Genomic DNA, 17,635 nt, shown 5'->3' on the forward strand with positions numbered 1-17,635 from the left:
TGAGTCCTAGGCGAAGGTCTGTTCCATTTCGCGGCGGAACTGCACGGCCGTGGACCTTTCGTCGTACTCCACGTCGGCCCAGCGGATCGCCTGCGATTGGCGCACCGGGTTCTTCAACTTGACCTGGTGCGACAGGCCCAGCGGCAGATAGCCCTCGTCCACCGAATCGCGCGCCGGCATCAGCCGGCCGTACACCGTGTAGCCGCCTTCGCCGTCCAGGATCTGGCCGGCCGGCAGGTCGCGCTTGGCGGTGGCGACGACGTCGCCATGCCAGCCCGCGGGCGCGCCGGTGGGTTCGCGGCGCAAGCCCACGCTGGCCACGCTGATGCCCAGCTCCAGGCCGATCAGGTGATAGGGCTTGTACATGGCGGTGTAGTTGCCGCTGGGGTCCGTGACCAGGCCGTATTCCTTGAAGCAGCGGCGCACGTAGTCGCTGTCGGCGGCCAGGGTCACGTACACGCCCCAGCGCAGGTCGCGGAACACCGGGCGGCCGTCGCGCTCCAGCGAGGAAATCACCTCGACCTGGCCGCGATGGTGCAGGATGCCGCCGCTTTCGCGCGGCCGCAGTACGCGCGCCAGATCGTCCACGCCGCAGGGCGGGAAGTGCAGGCCGGATGGCGAGGGCAGCAAGCCCGTGGCGTTGGACACCGCGGCCATTTCGATCGCGCTCTTGGTGCCATCCAGGAAACTGTTGAACATCTGTGCGTTGAAGTCGCCCGCCGCTACCATCTCGGCGGTGAAGCCGTAATAGGGCCAGACGGTGTCCGGCGTGGAGGTATGGAATTCCGGCAGATACTTGGTGCCCTTGCCCGCGGCCATCACCTCGAAGCCGCTGGCGCGGGCCCAGTCCACCATTTCGCAGATCAGGGCCGGCTGGTCGCCGTAGGCCAGCGAATAGACGATGCCGGCCTCTCGCGCGCGCCGCGCCAGCAGGGGGCCGGCCAGCGCGTCGGCCTCGACGTTGACCATGATGATGTGCTTGCCGTATTCGCAGCAGGCCAGCACGTGGCTGATGCCGGCGGCGGCCTGGCCGGTGGCGTCGATGACGATATCGACATCGGGACTGGCGATCACGGCGTGGGGATCGTCGCTGAAGTAGACCTTGCCGTTCTTCAGCGCATCATTGGTGCTGCTGGCGTTGAGCGCGCTGGCGGGCCAGCCCACCCGGGTGAGCGCCGCGCGGGCCCGGTCGGGCGCCAGATCGGCCACGGCGACCAGCCTCATTCCCGGCGTGCGCGGGGCTTGGCTCATGAACATCGCGCCGAACTTTCCGGCGCCCAGCAAGGCAACACGCAAGGGCTTGTGATCGGCTTCTCGCTGCTTCAGCAGGCGGTACAGATTCATGGCGCGGGCTCCTCCGGGGTGGGGGGTACTGCAACACAGAATAGTCCCAAATCGCGGCTACTGAACAGGACTCACTCGTCTGCCGTATACAGCTCTCCGGCCAGCACGTTGCGCCAGTTCTGCCAGCTGATGCGGGGGCGGTCCGACACCTCGCGGTTGTAGGGGGCGTCGAACAGGATGTGCTTCCAGCGCGGCTTGACCGCGCCTTCGATCAGGGGCTTGTCGTCGATCAGCAGGTGGCCGTGCACCAGGGTCTTGTCCTTGGTCAGGATCAGCCGGTTGGTCGCTTCGCGGCCCAGGTGTTTTTCCACCCACAGGTACTTCTCCGCCACGCAGTTCTCGAACTGCGACAGGGGCGAGGAGCAGATGCGCACGTCCATGCCCAGCGCCAGCAGTTCCTTTATGGCGTCCAGCGCGCCGGGCACCGGCGGCAGGTCGCGGATGAAGCCGGGCGCCGTGTAGATGGCCTCGGCCATGCCGCGCAGCTCGGGGGCGTAATCCTGGCGGATGTAGAAAGACTTGCGGTCCTCGAACGCCACCGGCGGGATGTCCGGATGGCGCGCGCGCCAGGCGTCGATGAAGGCGTGTTCGAAATCGGCGAGCACGCCGTCTTGGTCCAGCAGGATGATCATGGCGGTCCCGGGTGATGGCAACCGGCTGATTGTGCCAGAGCGGAACGTCAGGAGTCTTGCGGCCGGGACTGCGCCACGATGCGGTAGCGGCTGCCGCCCGATTGCGATTCGGAGGCGACCAGCACCATGCGGTCGTAGCGCCAGGGCAGGGGGGCGGGCGCTTCGGCTGGCGGACTGGAGTGCTCGATGTTGCGCAGCAGGGTGACGTGCGGGCGGAAGGGCTGCGGCGGCGCGGCCAGGCCAAAACCCGACAGCCATAGCCACAGATCATCGTGGGCGGCCTGCAGGCCTTCGGGCGTGTCGCCGGGACCGGCCCACAGGATGCGCTGGCGGCCGAAGACGCCGTAGCGGTCCAGCATGATGTCCTCGGGGGCGAGGCGGCGTTCAGGTGTCGCCGCGGCCAGCTCATCGGCGAGCGCCGCGTCCACCGGCCCAAGGAAGGCCAGGGTCAGGTGCAGGGTTTCCGTGCGCATGGCGCGCCCGCCGCAGCTGGGCCGAGCCTGCTCTGCCCAGGTCGCGAGCTGGGCGGCCAGCGAGGGGGCGGGCCACAAGGCGTAGAACAGGCGGACGGTGGACATGCGCTGATTGTAGGGGCGCATGCGGCGCAATGCGCGTGCGCGGCCCTTCAGTCGCTTGTGGTTTCGGTGCGGCGCCGGCGGGTCAGGGCGGTGTCGAAACGTTCCACGCCTGGGCGGGCTGGACGGTCGAAGCGTTCCACGCCGGGACGGGCCGGGCGGTCGAAACGCTCCACGCCGGGACGGGTGAAGCGCTCGACGCGCTGCGGGGTTTCGGTCTTGGCCTGCACGCTCTGGGCGGCCGCCTGTTCGCGCTTGGCGATGATTTCCTCGGCGCGCTGATGATGCGGCGCCATCTTGCGGACCATCACCCGGCCGTCGCGCGGGAAGTAGTTGATGCGGCGCGCGTGCACGTCGCCCAGGTCTTGCGCCTTGACGGGGATGCCTTCGGTTCTGAGATAGTTCAGCACGAACTGGCCGTTGCGTTCGCCGATGTTCATCTGCTGCATGGCGGACAGCACGGCGCCGCCGCCGAATACCTTGGCTTCAAGCCGGTCGCGCGCCGCGCCGGCCTTCAGCAGTTCGTTGATCAGCACTTCCATGGCGAAGGCGCCATAGCGCATGGTGGCCGAGGCGGGCGACTGCATGTCGCCCTCAGGCAACATGAAATGGTTCATGCCGCCCACGCCCGTGATCGGGTCGTGGATACAGGCGGCGACGCAAGACCCCAGGACGGTCGAGATCATCAGGTCTTCGTTGGTGACGTAGTACTCGTTGGGCAGTACTTTCACCGCCTGACACTGGAACGCGCTGTCGAAATAGTGGCGCGTCGCACGGGCTTCAAGACGGGCGGCCATGGGACTCGATTAAGGGCAAGTACAACGATTGGGACACGAAGGTGGCAGCTCGAGAACAGAAATGTATCAAAGTATGTAAGAAAATGTCGCTTTATTCTTGCATACTCAAGCTTCCAGCGGGTGAATTGCTATGTAACGGGCGCAGTAATGTGTCCTGTTTTTGCAGCCCGGCCCAAAGCCGAAGACGCCCGCAGGCAGGCATGCAAGCATCCTACACAGGCGGGCGGAAGTCGTTCCCCGGATCACGGGGAAGAAGGGGCTTTATACGGAGCTTTAGGCGCTGCGCGTCAGAAGCGCGTGCTGCGGGTGACCGACCAGCGGGCCGACAGGGCGCCCAGGGCGGCCGAAGCCACCACCGCGCCGATCAGCACGGACGGGCCCGGAAGGTGCAGGGCGAATTCGGCCCCGTAGCTGCGGGCCAGCCCCACCAGGGCGTCGTTCAGTGGCGACAGCGCGACCGCCGCCACGCCGATGGCCAGAAGCGAGGCCACCGCGCCCGATAGCGCGCCCAGGTAGAGGAAGGGGCGGCGCACGAAGGATTCGGTGGCGCCCACCAGCCGCGCCACGCCGATTTCCTCGCGTTGCGACAGCGCCTGCATGCGCACGGTATTGAAGACCGTCGCCAGCACCACCACCGCCACGCAGGCGGCCAGGAAGGCCAGGCCGATGCGGGCAAAGCGCAGGATCGCCTCCAGGCGCTGCACCCAGGCGCTGTCCAGCTGCACCAGGTCTACGTGGTTCCATTGTTTCCAGGAGGCGGCCAGCTTGTCTGCCCGGCCGGCGAGGTTGTCGCCATCGGCCAGCGTCACCACCACTGCGTCCGGCAGCGGGTTGCCCGGCAGCACGGCCAGCGCCTGCTGCCAGGCCGGGTTGGCGCGCAGATCCGCCAAGGCGTCCTCGCGGCCCACCACGCGCACGGCGCGGACGTCGTCCTTGAATTCGTCCTGGATCCGTTTGGCCACGTCCGCGGCGGCGCCCGAGGGGGCGTCCACGCGCATGAAGACGGTGACTTCGGGGGTGACCGACATCTGGCGCGCCACCGGCTGGACCGAGACGAGGATGGCACTGCCCAACAGTGGCAGGGCCAGCGCCAGGGCCATGACCAGCAGGTTGGCCAGGGAGGAGAACGGTTGCTTGACCAGCCGGCGCAGGGTGACCAGCAGTGCGTAGCGGTGTTGCCGCAGCCAGGCGTTCATGCGGACTCTCCCGGGTAGGCGCGGCCGGACGCGGCGCCCGGCTGCTGCCCGATACCGGATTGTCCCGCGCCGGCCTCAGGCTGCGGCGTTGCGGAACCCTGGGAGTCGGCGAACTTGCCCGGGTCGATGCGCAAGGTGCGGGTGGCGTAGCGCGCCATGAGGTCCTGGTCGTGCGAGGCGATCAGCGTGGTCACGCCGACGCGGTTGAAGTCGCGGAACACATTCATGATGCGCTGCGCGTTGTCGTGGTCGAGGTTGGCGGTGGGTTCGTCGGCGATCAGGATGGCGGGCCGGTTCACGATGGCCCGCGCGATCGCCAGGCGCTGCTGTTCGCCGCCGGACAGTTCGATCGGATTCAGGTCTTCCTTGCCGGACAGCCCCACCTTGTCCAGGGCGGCGCGGGCGCGCGCCGCGGCCGAGTCCCAGGCGTGGCCCGTGACCGCCAGCGGCAGCATGACATTTTCGAACGCGCTGCGATCGAACAGCAGGTGCGTGTCCTGCAGGATCACGCCCACGGCGCGGCGCAGGTACGGCCGGGCGCGGGCGGGCAGCTTGTCCAGCCGCTGGCCGTTGACCTGGATCGACCCCCGGCTGGCGGGCTCCAGTCCGCCGATCAGCTTGAGCAAGGTGGACTTGCCCGCGCCGGACGGCCCGGATACGAAAACGAACTCTCCCGCGCTCACGCGGAAGTTGATGTCGGCCAGGATATTGCGGCCGCGACCATATGATTTGAATACGTGCTGGAATTCGATCATGGCGGCTGTCAGATGAAGCCGCAATAGTAACTCGGGGACACTAAGGTGGCCTAAACCGCCTGGACGATGCGCGGACAAATATTTGCGCGCAAGGCGTCCGGGCGCGTTTGTCCTGGCTCAAACAGTGCCCCCATTTTCGACAGGAAACAGCGTTTCATTTCACCCAGTGTCCCTATATTTCAAGGGAATTCCCGGATGCGCCGCGAGCGGCGCGGACGCTACCATCCGCCCCATACGTCGGCCCAACCCGGCCCGCGTTGCGACTTCGCTTTATCCCACACGGAGAACACGATGAAAGTACTGAAACTCGCTGCGATCGGCGCCGCTTTGTTCGCTGCATCCGCGGCTGCCAATGCGGGCGCAACCTTCGATAACGTCAAGAAAAAAGGGTTTGTCCAGTGCGGGGTTTCGACGGGCATCCCGGGGTTCTCCATCGCTGACAGCAAGGGCGAATACAAGGGCATCGACGTGGACCTGTGCCGCGCCATCGCCTCGACCATGTTCGGCGACGCCACCAAGGTCAAGTTCACCCCGCTGAACACGCAGCAACGCTTCACCGCGCTGCAGTCCGGCGAAGTCGACGTCCTCACCCGCAACACCACCGTCACGCTGACGCGCGACACCACGCTGGGCCTGATCGGCGTGGGCGTGAACTACTACGACAGCCAGGGCGTCATGGTCTCCAAGGACCTGAACGTCAAGAGCGCCAAGGAACTCAACGGCGCCACCATCTGCGTGCAGCCCGGCACCACCACCGAACTGAACCTGGCTGACTGGTTCCGCGGCCAGAAGATCGAATTCAAGCCGGTCGTGATCGACAAGTACGACGAAATCATCCGCGCCTTCTCGGCCGGCCGCTGCGACGCCTTCACCACCGACAAGTCGCAACTGGCTTCCACCCGCACCACGCTCGAGAACCCGGACAAGTACGTGATCCTGCCGGAAGACTTCTCCAAGGAGCCGCTGGGCCCCATGGTCCGCCAGGGCGACGAGCAATGGTTCAACATCGTGCGCTGGTCGCTCAACGCCATGCTCGAAGCCGAGGAATACGGCATCACCAAGGCCAACGTCGCGGAAATGGCCAAGAGCCCCAACCCCAACATCCAGCGCATCCTGGGCGTGACCCCGGGCATGGGCAAGAACCTGGGCGTGGATGACAAGTGGGCCTACAACATCATCAAGAACGTGGGCAACTACGGCGAAAGCTTCGAAAGCACGCTGGGCAAGAGCAGCGCGATGAAGCTGGAGCGCGGCTTGAACGCTTCCTACAAGAATGGTGGCTTGATGTACGGCTGGCCGGTGCGCTAACACACGGCTGCCTGGAAAAACGGAGCCCGGCGCTCCGTTTTTCCTCTCCCGCCCTCGGGCGGGTGGCAGGAGTGGGTGGCGCGGCCCTACCGGCTTCGCCGCCCGGTGTCCGACTTCTGTAGATTTACTCATGAATACTCCCAATAAAAGCGCGCCTGCATCGGCACCTCCCCGGCGTCTGAACTGGAACGATCCCGGGGTGCGCTCCGTGGTCTATCAAGTCCTGGCGCTGGCCGCGGTGGCCTGGGCCGTGTGGTTCCTGGTTTCAAACACCCTGCACAACCTGTCCGTGCGCAACATCGCCACGGGCTTCGGCTTCCTGGACCGCGAGGCCGGCTTCGCGATCGGCGAAACGCCCATCGCCTATACCCCTGCGGACACCTACGGCCGCGCCATCCTGGTGGGCCTGCTCAACACGCTGCGCGTAGCCGTCATCGGCATCGTGCTGGCGACCATCCTCGGTACGCTCATCGGCATCGGCCGCCTGTCCAAGAACTGGCTGGTCGCCAAGATCACCTCGGTCTATGTCGAGATAATGCGCAACGTGCCGCTGCTGCTGCAGCTGTTCTTCTGGTACGCGCTGATCACGGAAAACATGCCCGGTCCGCGCCAGGCGCACAATCCGCTGCCCGGCGTCTTCATCTCCAACCGTGGCTTGAAGGTGCCGGGGCTGGAAGGCAATTCGCTGGACTGGATGCTGGCCGGACTGGGCCTGGCCATCGTGGCGATCATCCTGCTGGGCCACTGGGGCAAGAAGCGCCAGGAGGCCACCGGCCGCGTGTTCCCGCTGGGCCGCGCCGCCATCGGCCTGCTCATCGGCTTTCCCATCATCGGCTGGCTGGTCAGCGGCGCTTCGCTGACCCTGGACATGCCGGAGCTCAAGGGCTTCAACTTCTCGGGCGGCCTGACCTTGTCGCCGGAATTCGCTGCCCTGATGGCGGGCCTGGTGATCTACACCTCGGCCTTCATTGCCGAGGTCGTGCGTTCAGGCATCCAGGCGGTCAACAACGGGCAGTGGGAAGCTGCCGGCTCGCTGGGCCTGCGCCGCAAGCAGGTGCTGCGCCTGGTGGTGCTGCCGCAGGCGCTGCGCGTGATCATCCCGCCGATGACCAGCCAGTACCTGAACCTGACCAAGAACAGTTCGCTCGCGGTGGCCATCGGCTACCCCGACATCGTGTCGGTGGTGAACACCACGCTGAACCAGACCGGCCAGGCCATCGAGGGCATCCTCATCATCATGGCCGCGTACCTCACGGTCAGCCTGTCGATCTCGATATTCATGAACTGGTACAACAAGCGCATCGCGCTGGTGGAGCGTTGATATGAGCAGCACTTCGCATATCCCCGCCGAAGGCCTGCCGCCGCCCAGCACCCAGGTGGGCGCCTGGGCCTGGATCAAGTCGCGCCTGTTCTCCTCGCCGCTGAATATCCTCATCACGGTGCTGCTGGCGTGGTTCCTGCTGATGGCAGTGCCGGCGCTGGTGGAATGGGCCTTCATCAAGGCGAACTTCTCCGCGGCCAACGCGCAGGAGTGCCGCGCTTCCGGGGGCGCCTGCTGGGCGTTCATCATCGAGAAGCACCGGCTGATCCTGTTCGGCACCTATCCCTACGACGAGCAATGGCGTCCGCTGATCGCAACCATCATCCTGGTGGCCGTGATCGTCTGCAGCGGCATCCGGCGCTTCTGGAACTGGAAGCTCGCCGTCATCTGGACCGTGGGCCTGACGGCCGTGGCGCTCCTGATGTGGGGCGGCGTGTTCGGCCTGACCTACGTGGAAAACGCGCGCTGGGGCGGCCTGCCGCTGACGCTGATCCTGTCCACGTTCGGCATCGCCTTCGCCTTCCCCATCGGCGTGCTGCTGGCCCTGGGCCGGCGCTCCAAGATGCCTGCCATCAAGGCGCTGTGCGTCGTGTACATCGAGCTGATCCGCGGCGTGCCGCTGATCAGCCTGCTGTTCATGTCCTCGGTGATGCTGCCGCTGTTCCTGCCCGAAGGCTTCTCCATCGACAAGCTGCTGCGCGCGCAGATCGCGATCATCATGTTCGCGGCGGCGTACATCGCCGAAACGGTGCGCGGCGGCTTGCAGGCGATTCCCAAGGGCCAGTACGAGGGCGCGGATTCGCTGGGCCTGAACTACTGGCAGCAGATGCGCAAGATCATCCTGCCGCAGGCGCTGAAGATCGTGATCCCGCCGCTGGTCAGCATTTTCATCGCGCTGTTCAAGGACACCTCGCTGGTGGTGATCATCGGCATCTTCGACCTGACGCTGGCGGCCAAGGCGGCCTTGTCCGACGCGGCATGGCGCGGATTCGGGGTGGAGGCGTACCTGTTCATTTCGCTCATCTACTTCGTCTTCTGCTTCTCCATGTCCAAGTACAGCCAGGCGCTGGAAAAACGCCTGGCCACGGGACACGCACGCTAGAACTTTGCAGCGCGTCCGCCCCGGGCGGACGCGCACCGCGATACTTACGGGAGTACAGGCATGTCTGATGCCATCATCAAATTGCAGGACGTGAACAAGTGGTACGGCCAGTTCCACGTGCTGCGCAACATCAACCTGGACGTCGCGCCGGGTGAGCGCATCGTGGTGTGCGGGCCGTCTGGCTCGGGCAAGTCCACCATGATCCGCTGCATCAACCGCCTGGAAGAGCACCAGAAGGGCCACATCATCGTGGACGGCACGGAGCTCACCAACGATCTCAAGCACATCGAGACCATCCGCAAGGACGTCGGCATGGTGTTCCAGCACTTCAACCTGTTCCCGCACCTGACCGTGCTGGAAAACCTGACGCTGGGGCCCATGTGGGTGCTGAAGAAGCCGCGCGCGGAAGCCGAGGCCACGGCCATGAAGTACCTGGAGCGCGTGCGCATTCCGGACCAGGCCAAGAAATTCCCTGGCCAGCTCTCGGGCGGCCAGCAGCAGCGTGTGGCGATCGCGCGTTCGCTGTGCATGAGCCCCAAGATCATGCTGTTCGATGAGCCGACCTCGGCGCTGGACCCGGAAATGGTCAAGGAAGTGCTGGACGTGATGGTCAACCTGGCGCAGGAAAGCGGTATGACCATGATCTGCGTGACCCACGAAATGGGCTTCGCGCGCAAGGTCGCCAACCGCGTGATCTTCATGGACCGCGGCGAGATCATCGAGCAGAACAGCCCGGACGAGTTCTTCGACAATCCGCAGAACGACCGGACCAAGCTCTTCTTGAGCCAGATCCTGCACTGATGCTTCAAAACCGCCTTCGGGCGGTTTTTTCTTGGGGCGGCGGGTTGCCGTGACGGGGCAGCGGCGTGAACAGCCAGGGGTTCTGCTGGTATCTCTTTGTTACGCCTTATTCCTCGCTGCGGTATGCTACTGACCGCTATTGATCCGAAGCGAGGAGAACAACATCATGACGCAGACCCCCCGCAGCGCTGTGCGCCGCGCCCTGTTGCAAGGCGCCGTGGCGCTGGCCGCCACCCTGCCTTTCGGCGCCCCGGCGCTGGCCCAGGCCACCGATTTCCCGACCAAGCCGTTGCGCTTCGTCGTGCCTTACCCGCCTGGCGGCCCGCTGGACACCATGGCCCGCATGCTGGCCGAGAAGGTGCGCGGCTCGCTGGGCCAACCGGTCATCGTGGAGAACCGTTCGGGCGCGGGCGGCAACATCGGCGCCGACCTGGTGGCCAAGGCGCCGGCCGACGGCTACACGCTGGTGATGGGCGCGGTCGCGACCCACGCCATCAATCCCTGGCTGTTCGCCAATCTGCCGTATGACCCGGTGAAGGACTTCGCGCCGGTGACCATCGTGGCCTCGGTGCCCAATGTGCTGGTGATGAACGTCGAGTTCGCGCAGAAGAACAAGATCGAGAAGCTGGCCGATCTGATCGACTACGCCAAGAAGAATCCGGGCAAGCTGAACTACGGTTCGGGCGGCAACGGCAGCGCGGGCCATCTGTCGGGCGAGCTGCTGAAGGCGCGCGCGGGGATCAATGTCGAGCACATTCCTTACCAGGGCGCGGCGCCTGCGCAGTTGGCGCTGCTGTCGGGACAGTCGGATTTCATGTTCGACAACCTGGCGGCTTCGGCGCCGCTGATCAAGGACGGTAAGGTCAAGGCATTGGCCGTGACGACTGCCAAGCGTTCTTCGCTGCTGGCGGATGTGCCTACGGTGGAAGAGTCGGGGATCAAGGGCTTTGACCTGGGGACCTGGTTCGGGGTGTTCACGACGGGCGGCACGCCGGCGCCGGTGGTGGCGAAGCTGAACAAGGCTTACTCGGAGGCGATGCAGCAGGCGGATGTGAAGCAGCGCTTGCTGACGATGGGGTCTGAGGCTGCGCCGATGACGCCTGAGGCGTTTGCTGAGTTCGTCAAGAGCGAGAAGGCGAAGTATCAGGAGATTGTGAAGATCTCGGGTGCTAGTTTGAATTGATTGGTTTGTCTTGATGGGCGTTTTTTGAGTTCTTGAGACGCCCGTCGCGTCGGCGGCCCGCGGTGTGCGGGGCTGCGATTGCGGTCCGGAGCGTTCGCTCCGGACTTGCCTCGGCGGCCCCCCCTTCGTCATCTTCGTCACCGCCTGCGGCGGTTCCTTCAGATTCCCTCGGGCTTATCGACGCCCCGCACACCGCGGGCCGCCGACGCGACGGGCTCTGGCGGTTGAAACTTGACGTCAGCTGGGGCGATTGGCGTTCTTCTGGTTCTTGCCGACATCTGTGTTTGGTGGCGTGTCTTGCGGGGCCCGCCCCAGGCCGGCCGCGCGGGCGGCCTTTTGGGGCTTACGCGGTGTCTTGCGTCGGGATGGTGTGTGTTTGCGTTTTGCGCCTTGCTGAGCGGTTCGTGGTCTATGCTGAGCGTCCTTGCTTATTGATCTGGGGCCGTCATGCATCTGCAAGCTGCCATTCCCATCTTGCGCATTTTCTCCGTCGAGAAGGCGCGTGAGTTCTATCTGGATTTCCTGGGGTTCGAATGGGACTGGGAGCATCGCTTCGAGCCGGGCATGCCGCTGTATGCGCAAGTGCATCGCGGCGACCTGGTGCTGCACCTGAGCGAACACCACGGCGATGCCACGCCTGGATCCGCGGTGTTCGTGCGGATGCGGGGCGTGGACGAGTTCCAGGCCGAGGTGAATGCCAAGGGCTATGGCTATATGCGGCCCGGCGTGGAAGAGATGCCGTGGGGGCGGGTGATGGCGGTCATCGATCCGTTCGGGAATCGGCTGAGTTTCTGCGAATCATCCGACTAGACGCCCAGGTAGCGCTGCGCGAGTTCGGGCTGCGCGGCGAGCTCGGCGGGGCTGCCTTGCCAGACCACGCGGCCTTTTTCCAGGACGTGGTGGCGGTCGACGAGCGTCGCCATTTCCTTCAGGTTCTTGTCTATCACCAGGATGGTCTGGCCTTCTTCCTTCAGGCGGCGCAGGCAGTTCCAGATTTCGTGGCGGATCAGCGGCGCCAGGCCTTCGGTGGCTTCGTCCAGGATGAGCAGGCGCGGGTTGATGAGGAGGGCGCGACCGACGGCGAGCATTTGTTGTTCGCCGCCGGACAGCGTGCGGGCGGATTGGGCGCGGCGCTCCTTCAGGCGCGGGAACAGGTCGAAGACGCGGCCGACGTGCCAGCCGGCGCGGGTGTTGCGGGCGGTGGCGATCAGGTTTTCTTCCACCGACAGCGAGCCGAAGACGCGGCGGCCTTCGGGTACCAGGCCTATGCCCAGCTGGGCGATGCGGTGCGGGGCCTGGCCCGCGATGGGTTGGCCGTCGAGCAGGATGCTGCCGCCCTGGGCGGGCAGCATGCCCATGATGGTCTTGACGGTGGTGGTCTTGCCCATGCCGTTGCGGCCGATCAGGGATACGACCTGGCGCGCGGCGATGTCCAGGTCCACGCCGAACAGCACTTTGCTCGCGCCGTAGCCGGCCTGCAGTTGCTTGAGTTGCAGCATCAGTCCTCCTCGCCCAGATAGGCGGCGCGCACGTCGGGATGGTGGCGCACCTCGTCCGGCGTGCCTGTAAAGATGGTCTTGCCGTAGACCAGCACGGTGATGCGGTCGGCCAGGGCGAAGACGGCGTCCATGTCGTGTTCGACCAGCAGGATGGCGTAGCGGCCCTTCAGCTCCTGCAGCAGGGCGGTCATGCGTTGGGATTCCTCGGCGCCCATGCCGGCCATGGGCTCGTCCAGCAGCAACAGCGAGGCATCCAGCGACAAGGCCATCGCCAGTTCCAGCTGGCGCTTTTCGCCGTGGGCCAGTTCCGAAACCCGTACGTGGGCGCGGCCGCCCAGGCCGACGCGTTCCAGCGCCTCTCTGGCGGGTTGGCGCAGTTGCGGCAGGCGGCGGGCGTTCTTCCACAGGTTGAAGCCGCCGGGGCTGTGCGCCTGCACCGCCATGGCGACGTTGTCCTCGGCGCTGAAGGCGGGGTAGAGCTGGCTGATCTGGAACGAACGCGCCAGCCCGGCCGCGGGCCGCTTGTGGGCGGGCATGCGGGTGATGTCGCGGCCATCCAGCAGGATGTCGCCCGAGTCCGGCAGGATCTCGCCGCTGATCTGCGACAGCAGCGTGGTCTTGCCCGCGCCGTTGGGGCCGATGAGCGCATGCAGTTCGCCGGGCCGGACCTGCAGGTTGACGCCTTGGGTCGCGCGCACGGCGCCGAAGGATTTCTGCAGGTCGCGGATTTCCAGCTTGGGATGATCAGTCATGGTGCTTGCCTCCCACCAGCCAGCCATAGACGCCGCGCTTGCCGAACAGCACCACCAGCACCAGCACAGGCCCCAGGATCAGCATCCAGTGTTCGGTCCAGGCGGTGGCGACCTGTTCCAGGCCCAGGTACACGGCCACGCCCAGTACGGGGCCAAAGATGGACCCCATGCCGCCCAGGATCACCATGGCCATGAGTTCGCCGGACTTCTGCCAGGACGACATGTCGGGGCTGACGAAGAGCGCGTAGTTGGCCCACAGGGCGCCCGCCAGCCCGGTGCCCGCGGCCGACAGCACGAAGGCGGTGAGCCGGTAGCGCAGCGGTGCCAGGCCCAGTCCGATACTGCGGCGCGGATTCTGCTTGATGCTTTGCAGCGCCATGCCGAAGGGCGAATTGACGATGCGGCGGCAGGCCAGGATCCATGCCGTCATGAGCGCCAGGCAGACGTAATAGAAGGCGGTGGGGTTGTTCATGTCCAGGCCGGGCAGGGTGTTGCGCGTGTCGATGGACAGGCCATCGTCGCCGCCGTAGACCATCAGGCCGACCAGGATGAAGTACAGCATCTGTCCAAAGGCCAGCGTGATCATGATGAACTGCACGCCCGAGGTCCGCAGCGACAGGAAGCCGACCACCAGGCCGGCGAGGGCGGCGGCAGCGATGGCCAGCGGCCACATCACCAGCGCCGCGTTGCTGCCGCTCCAGCCGAACAGTGTGTCGCCCTGGCTCAGGTGAAAGCCCGCGATGCCGATCACATAGCCGCCCAGCCCGAAGAAGGCGGCATGGCCGAAGCTGACCATGGCGCCGTAGCCCAGGATCAGGTCCAGGCTGACGGCGGCGATGGCGTAGATGAGAAAGCGGGTCATCAGGTTGATCAGGAAGCTCTCGCCCGTGGCCGACGCGATGGCCGGCACCAGCACGAACAGCAGCAGTCCAATCGTGTTGACGATGGTTTTTCTGGTCATGGGTATCGTTCCTATCGCTGCGCGGGCACCAGGCCGCGCGGCTTGAACAGCAGCACGATGGCCATCAGGATGTAGATGCTGGCCGAAACCAGGCTGGAACTCGCCGAGTCCGACAGCTCCGGCGGCAGCAGCCGCGACATCCAGAACGGGATGTAGGCGCGCCCCAGCGCATCGGTCATGCCTATCATCAGAGAACCGACCAGCGCGCCGCGCACCGAACCCACGCCACCCACCACGATAACCACGAAGGTGGTGATGAGGATGCGCTCGCCCATGCCGATCTCCACCGCCAGGAGCGGCGCGGCCATCACGCCGGCAAAGCCGCAGAGCAGGGCGCCTAGCGTGAAGATCAGCGTGAACAGGCGCTGGATGTTCACGCCCAGCGCGTCGACCATTTCGCCGTCGTCGGCGCCCGCGCGTACCAGCATGCCGACGCGCGTGCGCGAGATCAGCAGCCACAGCCCCAGCGCCACCAGCACGCCAGCGCCGATAAAAGCCAGTCGCATGAGGGGATAGTTCAGGCCGGGCAGGATCTCCACCGAGCCCGACAGGAAGGGCGGGATGTCCATGAAGGGCGGGCTGCGGCCGAACAGCACCGTCACCATCTCGTTGGTGAACAGCGTCAGGCCCAGCGTGGCCAGCACCTGGTCCAGGTGGTCGCGGCGGTACAGATGGCGGATCACCAGCAACTCCACCACCAGGCCATAGAGCGCCGCGCCAGCCAGCGCCGCCAGCAGCGCGGCCAGGAACGATCCGGTGGCCGCCGCGGCGCTGGCCGCGCAGAACGCGCCGACCATGTAGAACGAACCGTGCGTCAGGTTGATGACGTTCATGATGCCGAACACCAGCGTCAAGCCCGCCGACAGCAGGAACAGCAAAGCGCTGTACTGCAGGCCATTCAAGACCTGCTCCAGGAACATCAGCATTGGGGACTCCTCGTGGAGTGGGCCCGGCGGACTGCGCGCAATCCGCCGGGCGTCGTGCGGACTTACATCTTGCAGTCGGCGGCGTGCACGTCGGTATGGTCGCGGGCGATGACCTTCAGGTTCTTGTAGACCAGCTTGCCGTCGGGGCCGGCCTCGATGTGCAGCAGGTACCAGTCCTGGATCGGGTGCTGGTTGGGGCCGAACTTGAACTTGCCGCGCACGCTGGGGAAGTCGGCGCGGCGCAGCGCGTTGCGGAAGTCGTCAGCGCGGCCGGTGATGTCGCCGTCCACGGCCTTCAGTGCAGAGCCGATCAGGTTGGCGGTGTCGTAGGCCTGGGCCGCATAGGCGGTGGGCGCGCGGTTGTAGGCCTTGGTGAAGGCTTCGACGAAATGCTTGCTCTGCGGGTTGTCGAGATCCGCGCTCCACAACGAGCTCAGGTAGAAGCCCTTGCCGGCATTGCCGGTCGCGGCCAGCATGCGGTCGTCCATCGAGTAGATGGGCGTGATCATGCGGATCTTGTCGGCCAGGCCGGAGTTGGCGAATTGCTTGGTCAGGTTGATGCCCGCGCCGCCGGGGTGGAACTGGAAGATGGCGTCGGGATTGAGCGAGCGGATGCGCGCCAGTTCCACCGAGAAGTCGGCCTGTTCCAGCTTGGTGTAGATCTCGTCGGCGATCTCGCCCTTGTAGGTGCGCTTGAAGCCGGCCACCGCATCGCGCCCGGCCTGGTAGTTGGGCGCCATGATGACCACGCGCTTGGCGCCCAGCTCGTTGGCGGCAAGGCCCGCAGTGTCGGCGTAGGAGTCGTTCTGGAACGCCACCGAGAAGTAGTTCGGGTTGCAGGCCTTGCCGGCGTAGTTGGAGGGGCCCGCGTTCAGGCTGATATAGAAGCCGCCCGCGTTCAGCACGGTCGGCCCCACGGCCGCCATGACGTTGGAGAAGTTGATGCCCGTGAACAGCCGCACGCCGCCCTGCACCATCTTGTCGGCGATCTGCTTGGCGTTGGCGGGCTTGAGCGCGTCGTCCTCCACGCGCACATTGACCGGCACGCCGCCGAGTTTGCCGCCGCCTTCCTTGACCGCCAGCATGAAGGCGTCGCGCTCGTCTTCGCCGATGTAGCCGGCGGGCGTGGACAGGGTGCCGATGAAGCCGATGTCGACCGGCTTTTGCTGCGCGCCGGCCGCGAACGCGGTCAGCGCAAGCACGAGGGCGGCGCTGCCGCGGATTGCGGTTTTTCTCATGGTTGTCTCCTTGGGTGCCTGCATTTTTTCTATTGAGAGGATTGCCCCGCGAGGCAGTTTTCCACCTTCCAGCCGTACAGCCACTGCAACGCGTCGTAGAACTGGGACTGGCTGCGGCCGGTCCACAGCATGTTGCGCACGGTGCGTTCGACGCCCCGCGCGTGATAGAGCCTGCCCATTTCGCGCGTGGACCACACCACCCGCGCGCTGCGCGGGATGCGGACGGATTCGTACAGGCGGAACGCGGCCTCCAGGTCTTGGCCGCATTGCTTCACGGCTTCGCCCAATGTCACCGCGTCCTCCAGCGCCATGCAGGCGCCCTGGGCCATGTATTGCGTCATGGGATGGGCGGCATCGCCCAGAATGGTCACGCGCCCCTGGCCCCAGCGTTCCACGGGCTCGCGGTCGGCGGTGGCCCAGCGCTTCCAGGACGTGGGGCGGTCCAGCATCTGGTGCGGACGCGGGTGGATGCCCTGGAAGTAGGACAGCACTTCTTCCTTGCTGCCCTCGCGCACGCCCCATTCTTCCTGTTCGCGGCTGTGGAAAGTCACCACCAGGTTGTATTGCTGGCCGCCGCGCAAGGGGTAGTGCACCAGATGGCAGTGCGGGCCAGCCCACAGCACGGGGGCGTTGATGCGCAGCTCCTCGGGCATGTTCTCGCGTTCGACCACCGCGCGGTAGACCACGTGGCCGGTCACGCGCGCCGGGTCGCCCACCATGCGTTCGCGGATCACGGACTTCACGCCGTCCGCGCCTACTACGGCGTCGGCGCGATAGCGGTTGCCCTGGGTGTCCACGACTTCCACGCCCTTGTCGTCCTGCGACATGGAGGCGATCTGGGTGGAGGTGCGAAAGCTGATCAGCGGATTCTGCTGCACGGCCTCCAGGATGGACAAGTGAATGTCGGCGCGATGGATCACGGCATAGGGGCCGCCGAAGCGCTCGCGGAAGGCCTCGCCGGTATCGATGCGCACCACTTCGCGGGCGTCCACCGCGTCCATCATGATGATGTGGTCGGTAAACACGGCGCGGGCGCGCGCGGTCTGGCCCACGCCCAGGGCGTCCAGCGCCGCGAAGGCGTTGGGACCGAGCTGGATGCCGGCGCCGATTTCGCCGATGTGCGCGGCCTGCTCCAGCAGCTGCACGGCGATGCCTTGCCGGGTCAGCGCCAGCGCCGCGGCCAGGCCGCCGATGCCGCCGCCCACCACGATCACGGATTTATCGGTTTGCGTTGCGTTCATGTAT

General features: G+C 65.9%; 18 protein-coding genes. 6 read left to right on the forward strand and 12 right to left on the reverse strand.

Going from position 1 to position 17,635, the window contains the following annotated elements; genetic code table 11:
* Positions 1 to 6: 6 nt before the first annotated feature.
* From AC1RHV_RS26435 to AC1RHV_RS26460, 6 genes are all read right to left on the reverse strand, one after another.
* Positions 7 to 1,344, reverse strand: a complete 1,338-nt coding sequence (locus AC1RHV_RS26435) for an NAD(P)H-dependent oxidoreductase (RefSeq protein WP_054458944.1) — start codon at positions 1,342 to 1,344, stop codon at positions 7 to 9.
* 71 nt (positions 1,345 to 1,415) lie between these two features.
* Positions 1,416 to 1,976: a 5'-3'-deoxyribonucleotidase gene (locus AC1RHV_RS26440; RefSeq protein WP_054458946.1), complete on the reverse strand. Its 561-nt coding sequence runs from the start codon at positions 1,974 to 1,976 to the stop codon at positions 1,416 to 1,418.
* A 47-nt stretch (positions 1,977 to 2,023) separates the two neighbouring features.
* A complete protein-coding gene (gene thpR, locus AC1RHV_RS26445; RefSeq protein ID WP_225590533.1) occupies positions 2,024 to 2,575 on the reverse strand; it encodes an RNA 2',3'-cyclic phosphodiesterase in 552 nt (183 codons plus the stop codon).
* A gap of 26 nt (positions 2,576 to 2,601) precedes the next feature.
* Positions 2,602 to 3,348 carry a chemoreceptor glutamine deamidase CheD gene (cheD, locus tag AC1RHV_RS26450; RefSeq protein WP_054458947.1) on the reverse strand — a complete coding sequence of 249 codons (747 nt, stop codon included), beginning with the start codon at positions 3,346 to 3,348 and terminating at the stop codon, positions 2,602 to 2,604.
* A gap of 287 nt (positions 3,349 to 3,635) precedes the next feature.
* A complete protein-coding gene (locus AC1RHV_RS26455; RefSeq protein ID WP_175163493.1) occupies positions 3,636 to 4,544 on the reverse strand; it encodes a cell division protein FtsX in 909 nt (302 codons plus the stop codon).
* Complete coding sequence (locus AC1RHV_RS26460; protein WP_054458951.1) at positions 4,541 to 5,299, reverse strand: cell division ATP-binding protein FtsE; 759 nt, start codon at positions 5,297 to 5,299, stop codon at positions 4,541 to 4,543. The genes AC1RHV_RS26455 and AC1RHV_RS26460 overlap by 4 nt, the downstream gene beginning before the upstream one ends.
* A 291-nt stretch (positions 5,300 to 5,590) precedes the next feature.
* On the opposite strand from AC1RHV_RS26460, the gene AC1RHV_RS26465 reads away from it, so the two are divergent.
* The 6 genes from AC1RHV_RS26465 to AC1RHV_RS26490 all read left to right on the forward strand — a co-directional run bounded on the left by AC1RHV_RS26465 (position 5,591) and on the right by AC1RHV_RS26490 (position 11,824).
* Positions 5,591 to 6,607, forward strand: coding sequence for an amino acid ABC transporter substrate-binding protein (locus AC1RHV_RS26465; protein WP_054458953.1), 1,017 nt, complete (start codon positions 5,591 to 5,593; stop codon positions 6,605 to 6,607).
* 130 nt (positions 6,608 to 6,737) lie between these two features.
* Positions 6,738 to 7,928 (forward strand): amino acid ABC transporter permease, encoded by a 1,191-nt coding sequence (locus AC1RHV_RS26470; RefSeq protein WP_054458955.1) that lies wholly within the window; start codon positions 6,738 to 6,740, stop codon positions 7,926 to 7,928.
* 1 nt (position 7,929) lies between these two features.
* A complete protein-coding gene (locus AC1RHV_RS26475; RefSeq protein WP_054458957.1) occupies positions 7,930 to 9,030 on the forward strand; it encodes an amino acid ABC transporter permease in 1,101 nt (366 codons plus the stop codon).
* A 60-nt stretch (positions 9,031 to 9,090) separates the two neighbouring features.
* On the forward strand, positions 9,091 to 9,831 hold the full coding sequence (locus AC1RHV_RS26480) for an amino acid ABC transporter ATP-binding protein (RefSeq protein ID WP_042795434.1): 741 nt from the start codon (positions 9,091 to 9,093) through the stop codon (positions 9,829 to 9,831).
* Between the two features lie 166 nt (positions 9,832 to 9,997).
* Positions 9,998 to 11,014 (forward strand): Bug family tripartite tricarboxylate transporter substrate binding protein, encoded by a 1,017-nt coding sequence (locus tag AC1RHV_RS26485; RefSeq protein ID WP_059379098.1) that lies wholly within the window; start codon positions 9,998 to 10,000, stop codon positions 11,012 to 11,014.
* 447 nt (positions 11,015 to 11,461) lie between these two features.
* Entirely contained in the window at positions 11,462 to 11,824 is a 363-nt protein-coding gene (locus AC1RHV_RS26490; protein ID WP_118933914.1) for a glyoxalase superfamily protein, read from the forward strand.
* Here AC1RHV_RS26490 and AC1RHV_RS26495 read toward each other — a convergent pair.
* From AC1RHV_RS26495 to AC1RHV_RS26520, 6 genes are all read right to left on the reverse strand, one after another.
* The gene (locus tag AC1RHV_RS26495; RefSeq protein WP_054458964.1) at positions 11,821 to 12,513 is read right to left on the reverse strand and encodes an ABC transporter ATP-binding protein; all 693 of its coding nucleotides are present in this window, start codon (positions 12,511 to 12,513) and stop codon (positions 11,821 to 11,823) included. The two genes, AC1RHV_RS26490 and AC1RHV_RS26495, sit on opposite strands and share 4 nt — an antisense overlap.
* Entirely contained in the window at positions 12,513 to 13,265 is a 753-nt protein-coding gene (locus AC1RHV_RS26500; RefSeq protein WP_119450289.1) for an ABC transporter ATP-binding protein, read from the reverse strand. The genes AC1RHV_RS26495 and AC1RHV_RS26500 overlap by 1 nt, the downstream gene beginning before the upstream one ends.
* On the reverse strand, positions 13,258 to 14,226 hold the full coding sequence (locus AC1RHV_RS26505) for a branched-chain amino acid ABC transporter permease (RefSeq protein WP_054458968.1): 969 nt from the start codon (positions 14,224 to 14,226) through the stop codon (positions 13,258 to 13,260). Before AC1RHV_RS26505 ends, AC1RHV_RS26500 begins: the two co-directional genes overlap by 8 nt.
* 11 nt (positions 14,227 to 14,237) lie before the next feature.
* Positions 14,238 to 15,152, reverse strand: a complete 915-nt coding sequence (locus AC1RHV_RS26510; protein ID WP_082401347.1) for a branched-chain amino acid ABC transporter permease — start codon at positions 15,150 to 15,152, stop codon at positions 14,238 to 14,240.
* Positions 15,153 to 15,214: 62 nt separating this feature from the next.
* The gene (locus AC1RHV_RS26515; RefSeq protein ID WP_192353460.1) at positions 15,215 to 16,390 is read right to left on the reverse strand and encodes an ABC transporter substrate-binding protein; all 1,176 of its coding nucleotides are present in this window, start codon (positions 16,388 to 16,390) and stop codon (positions 15,215 to 15,217) included.
* Positions 16,391 to 16,419: 29 nt separating this feature from the next.
* A complete protein-coding gene (locus AC1RHV_RS26520; RefSeq protein WP_054458972.1) occupies positions 16,420 to 17,631 on the reverse strand; it encodes a 3-hydroxybenzoate 6-monooxygenase in 1,212 nt (403 codons plus the stop codon).
* Positions 17,632 to 17,635 lie beyond the last annotated feature (4 nt).

It is taken from the genome of Achromobacter sp. GW823-FHT04E03 (genome assembly GCF_058796095.1).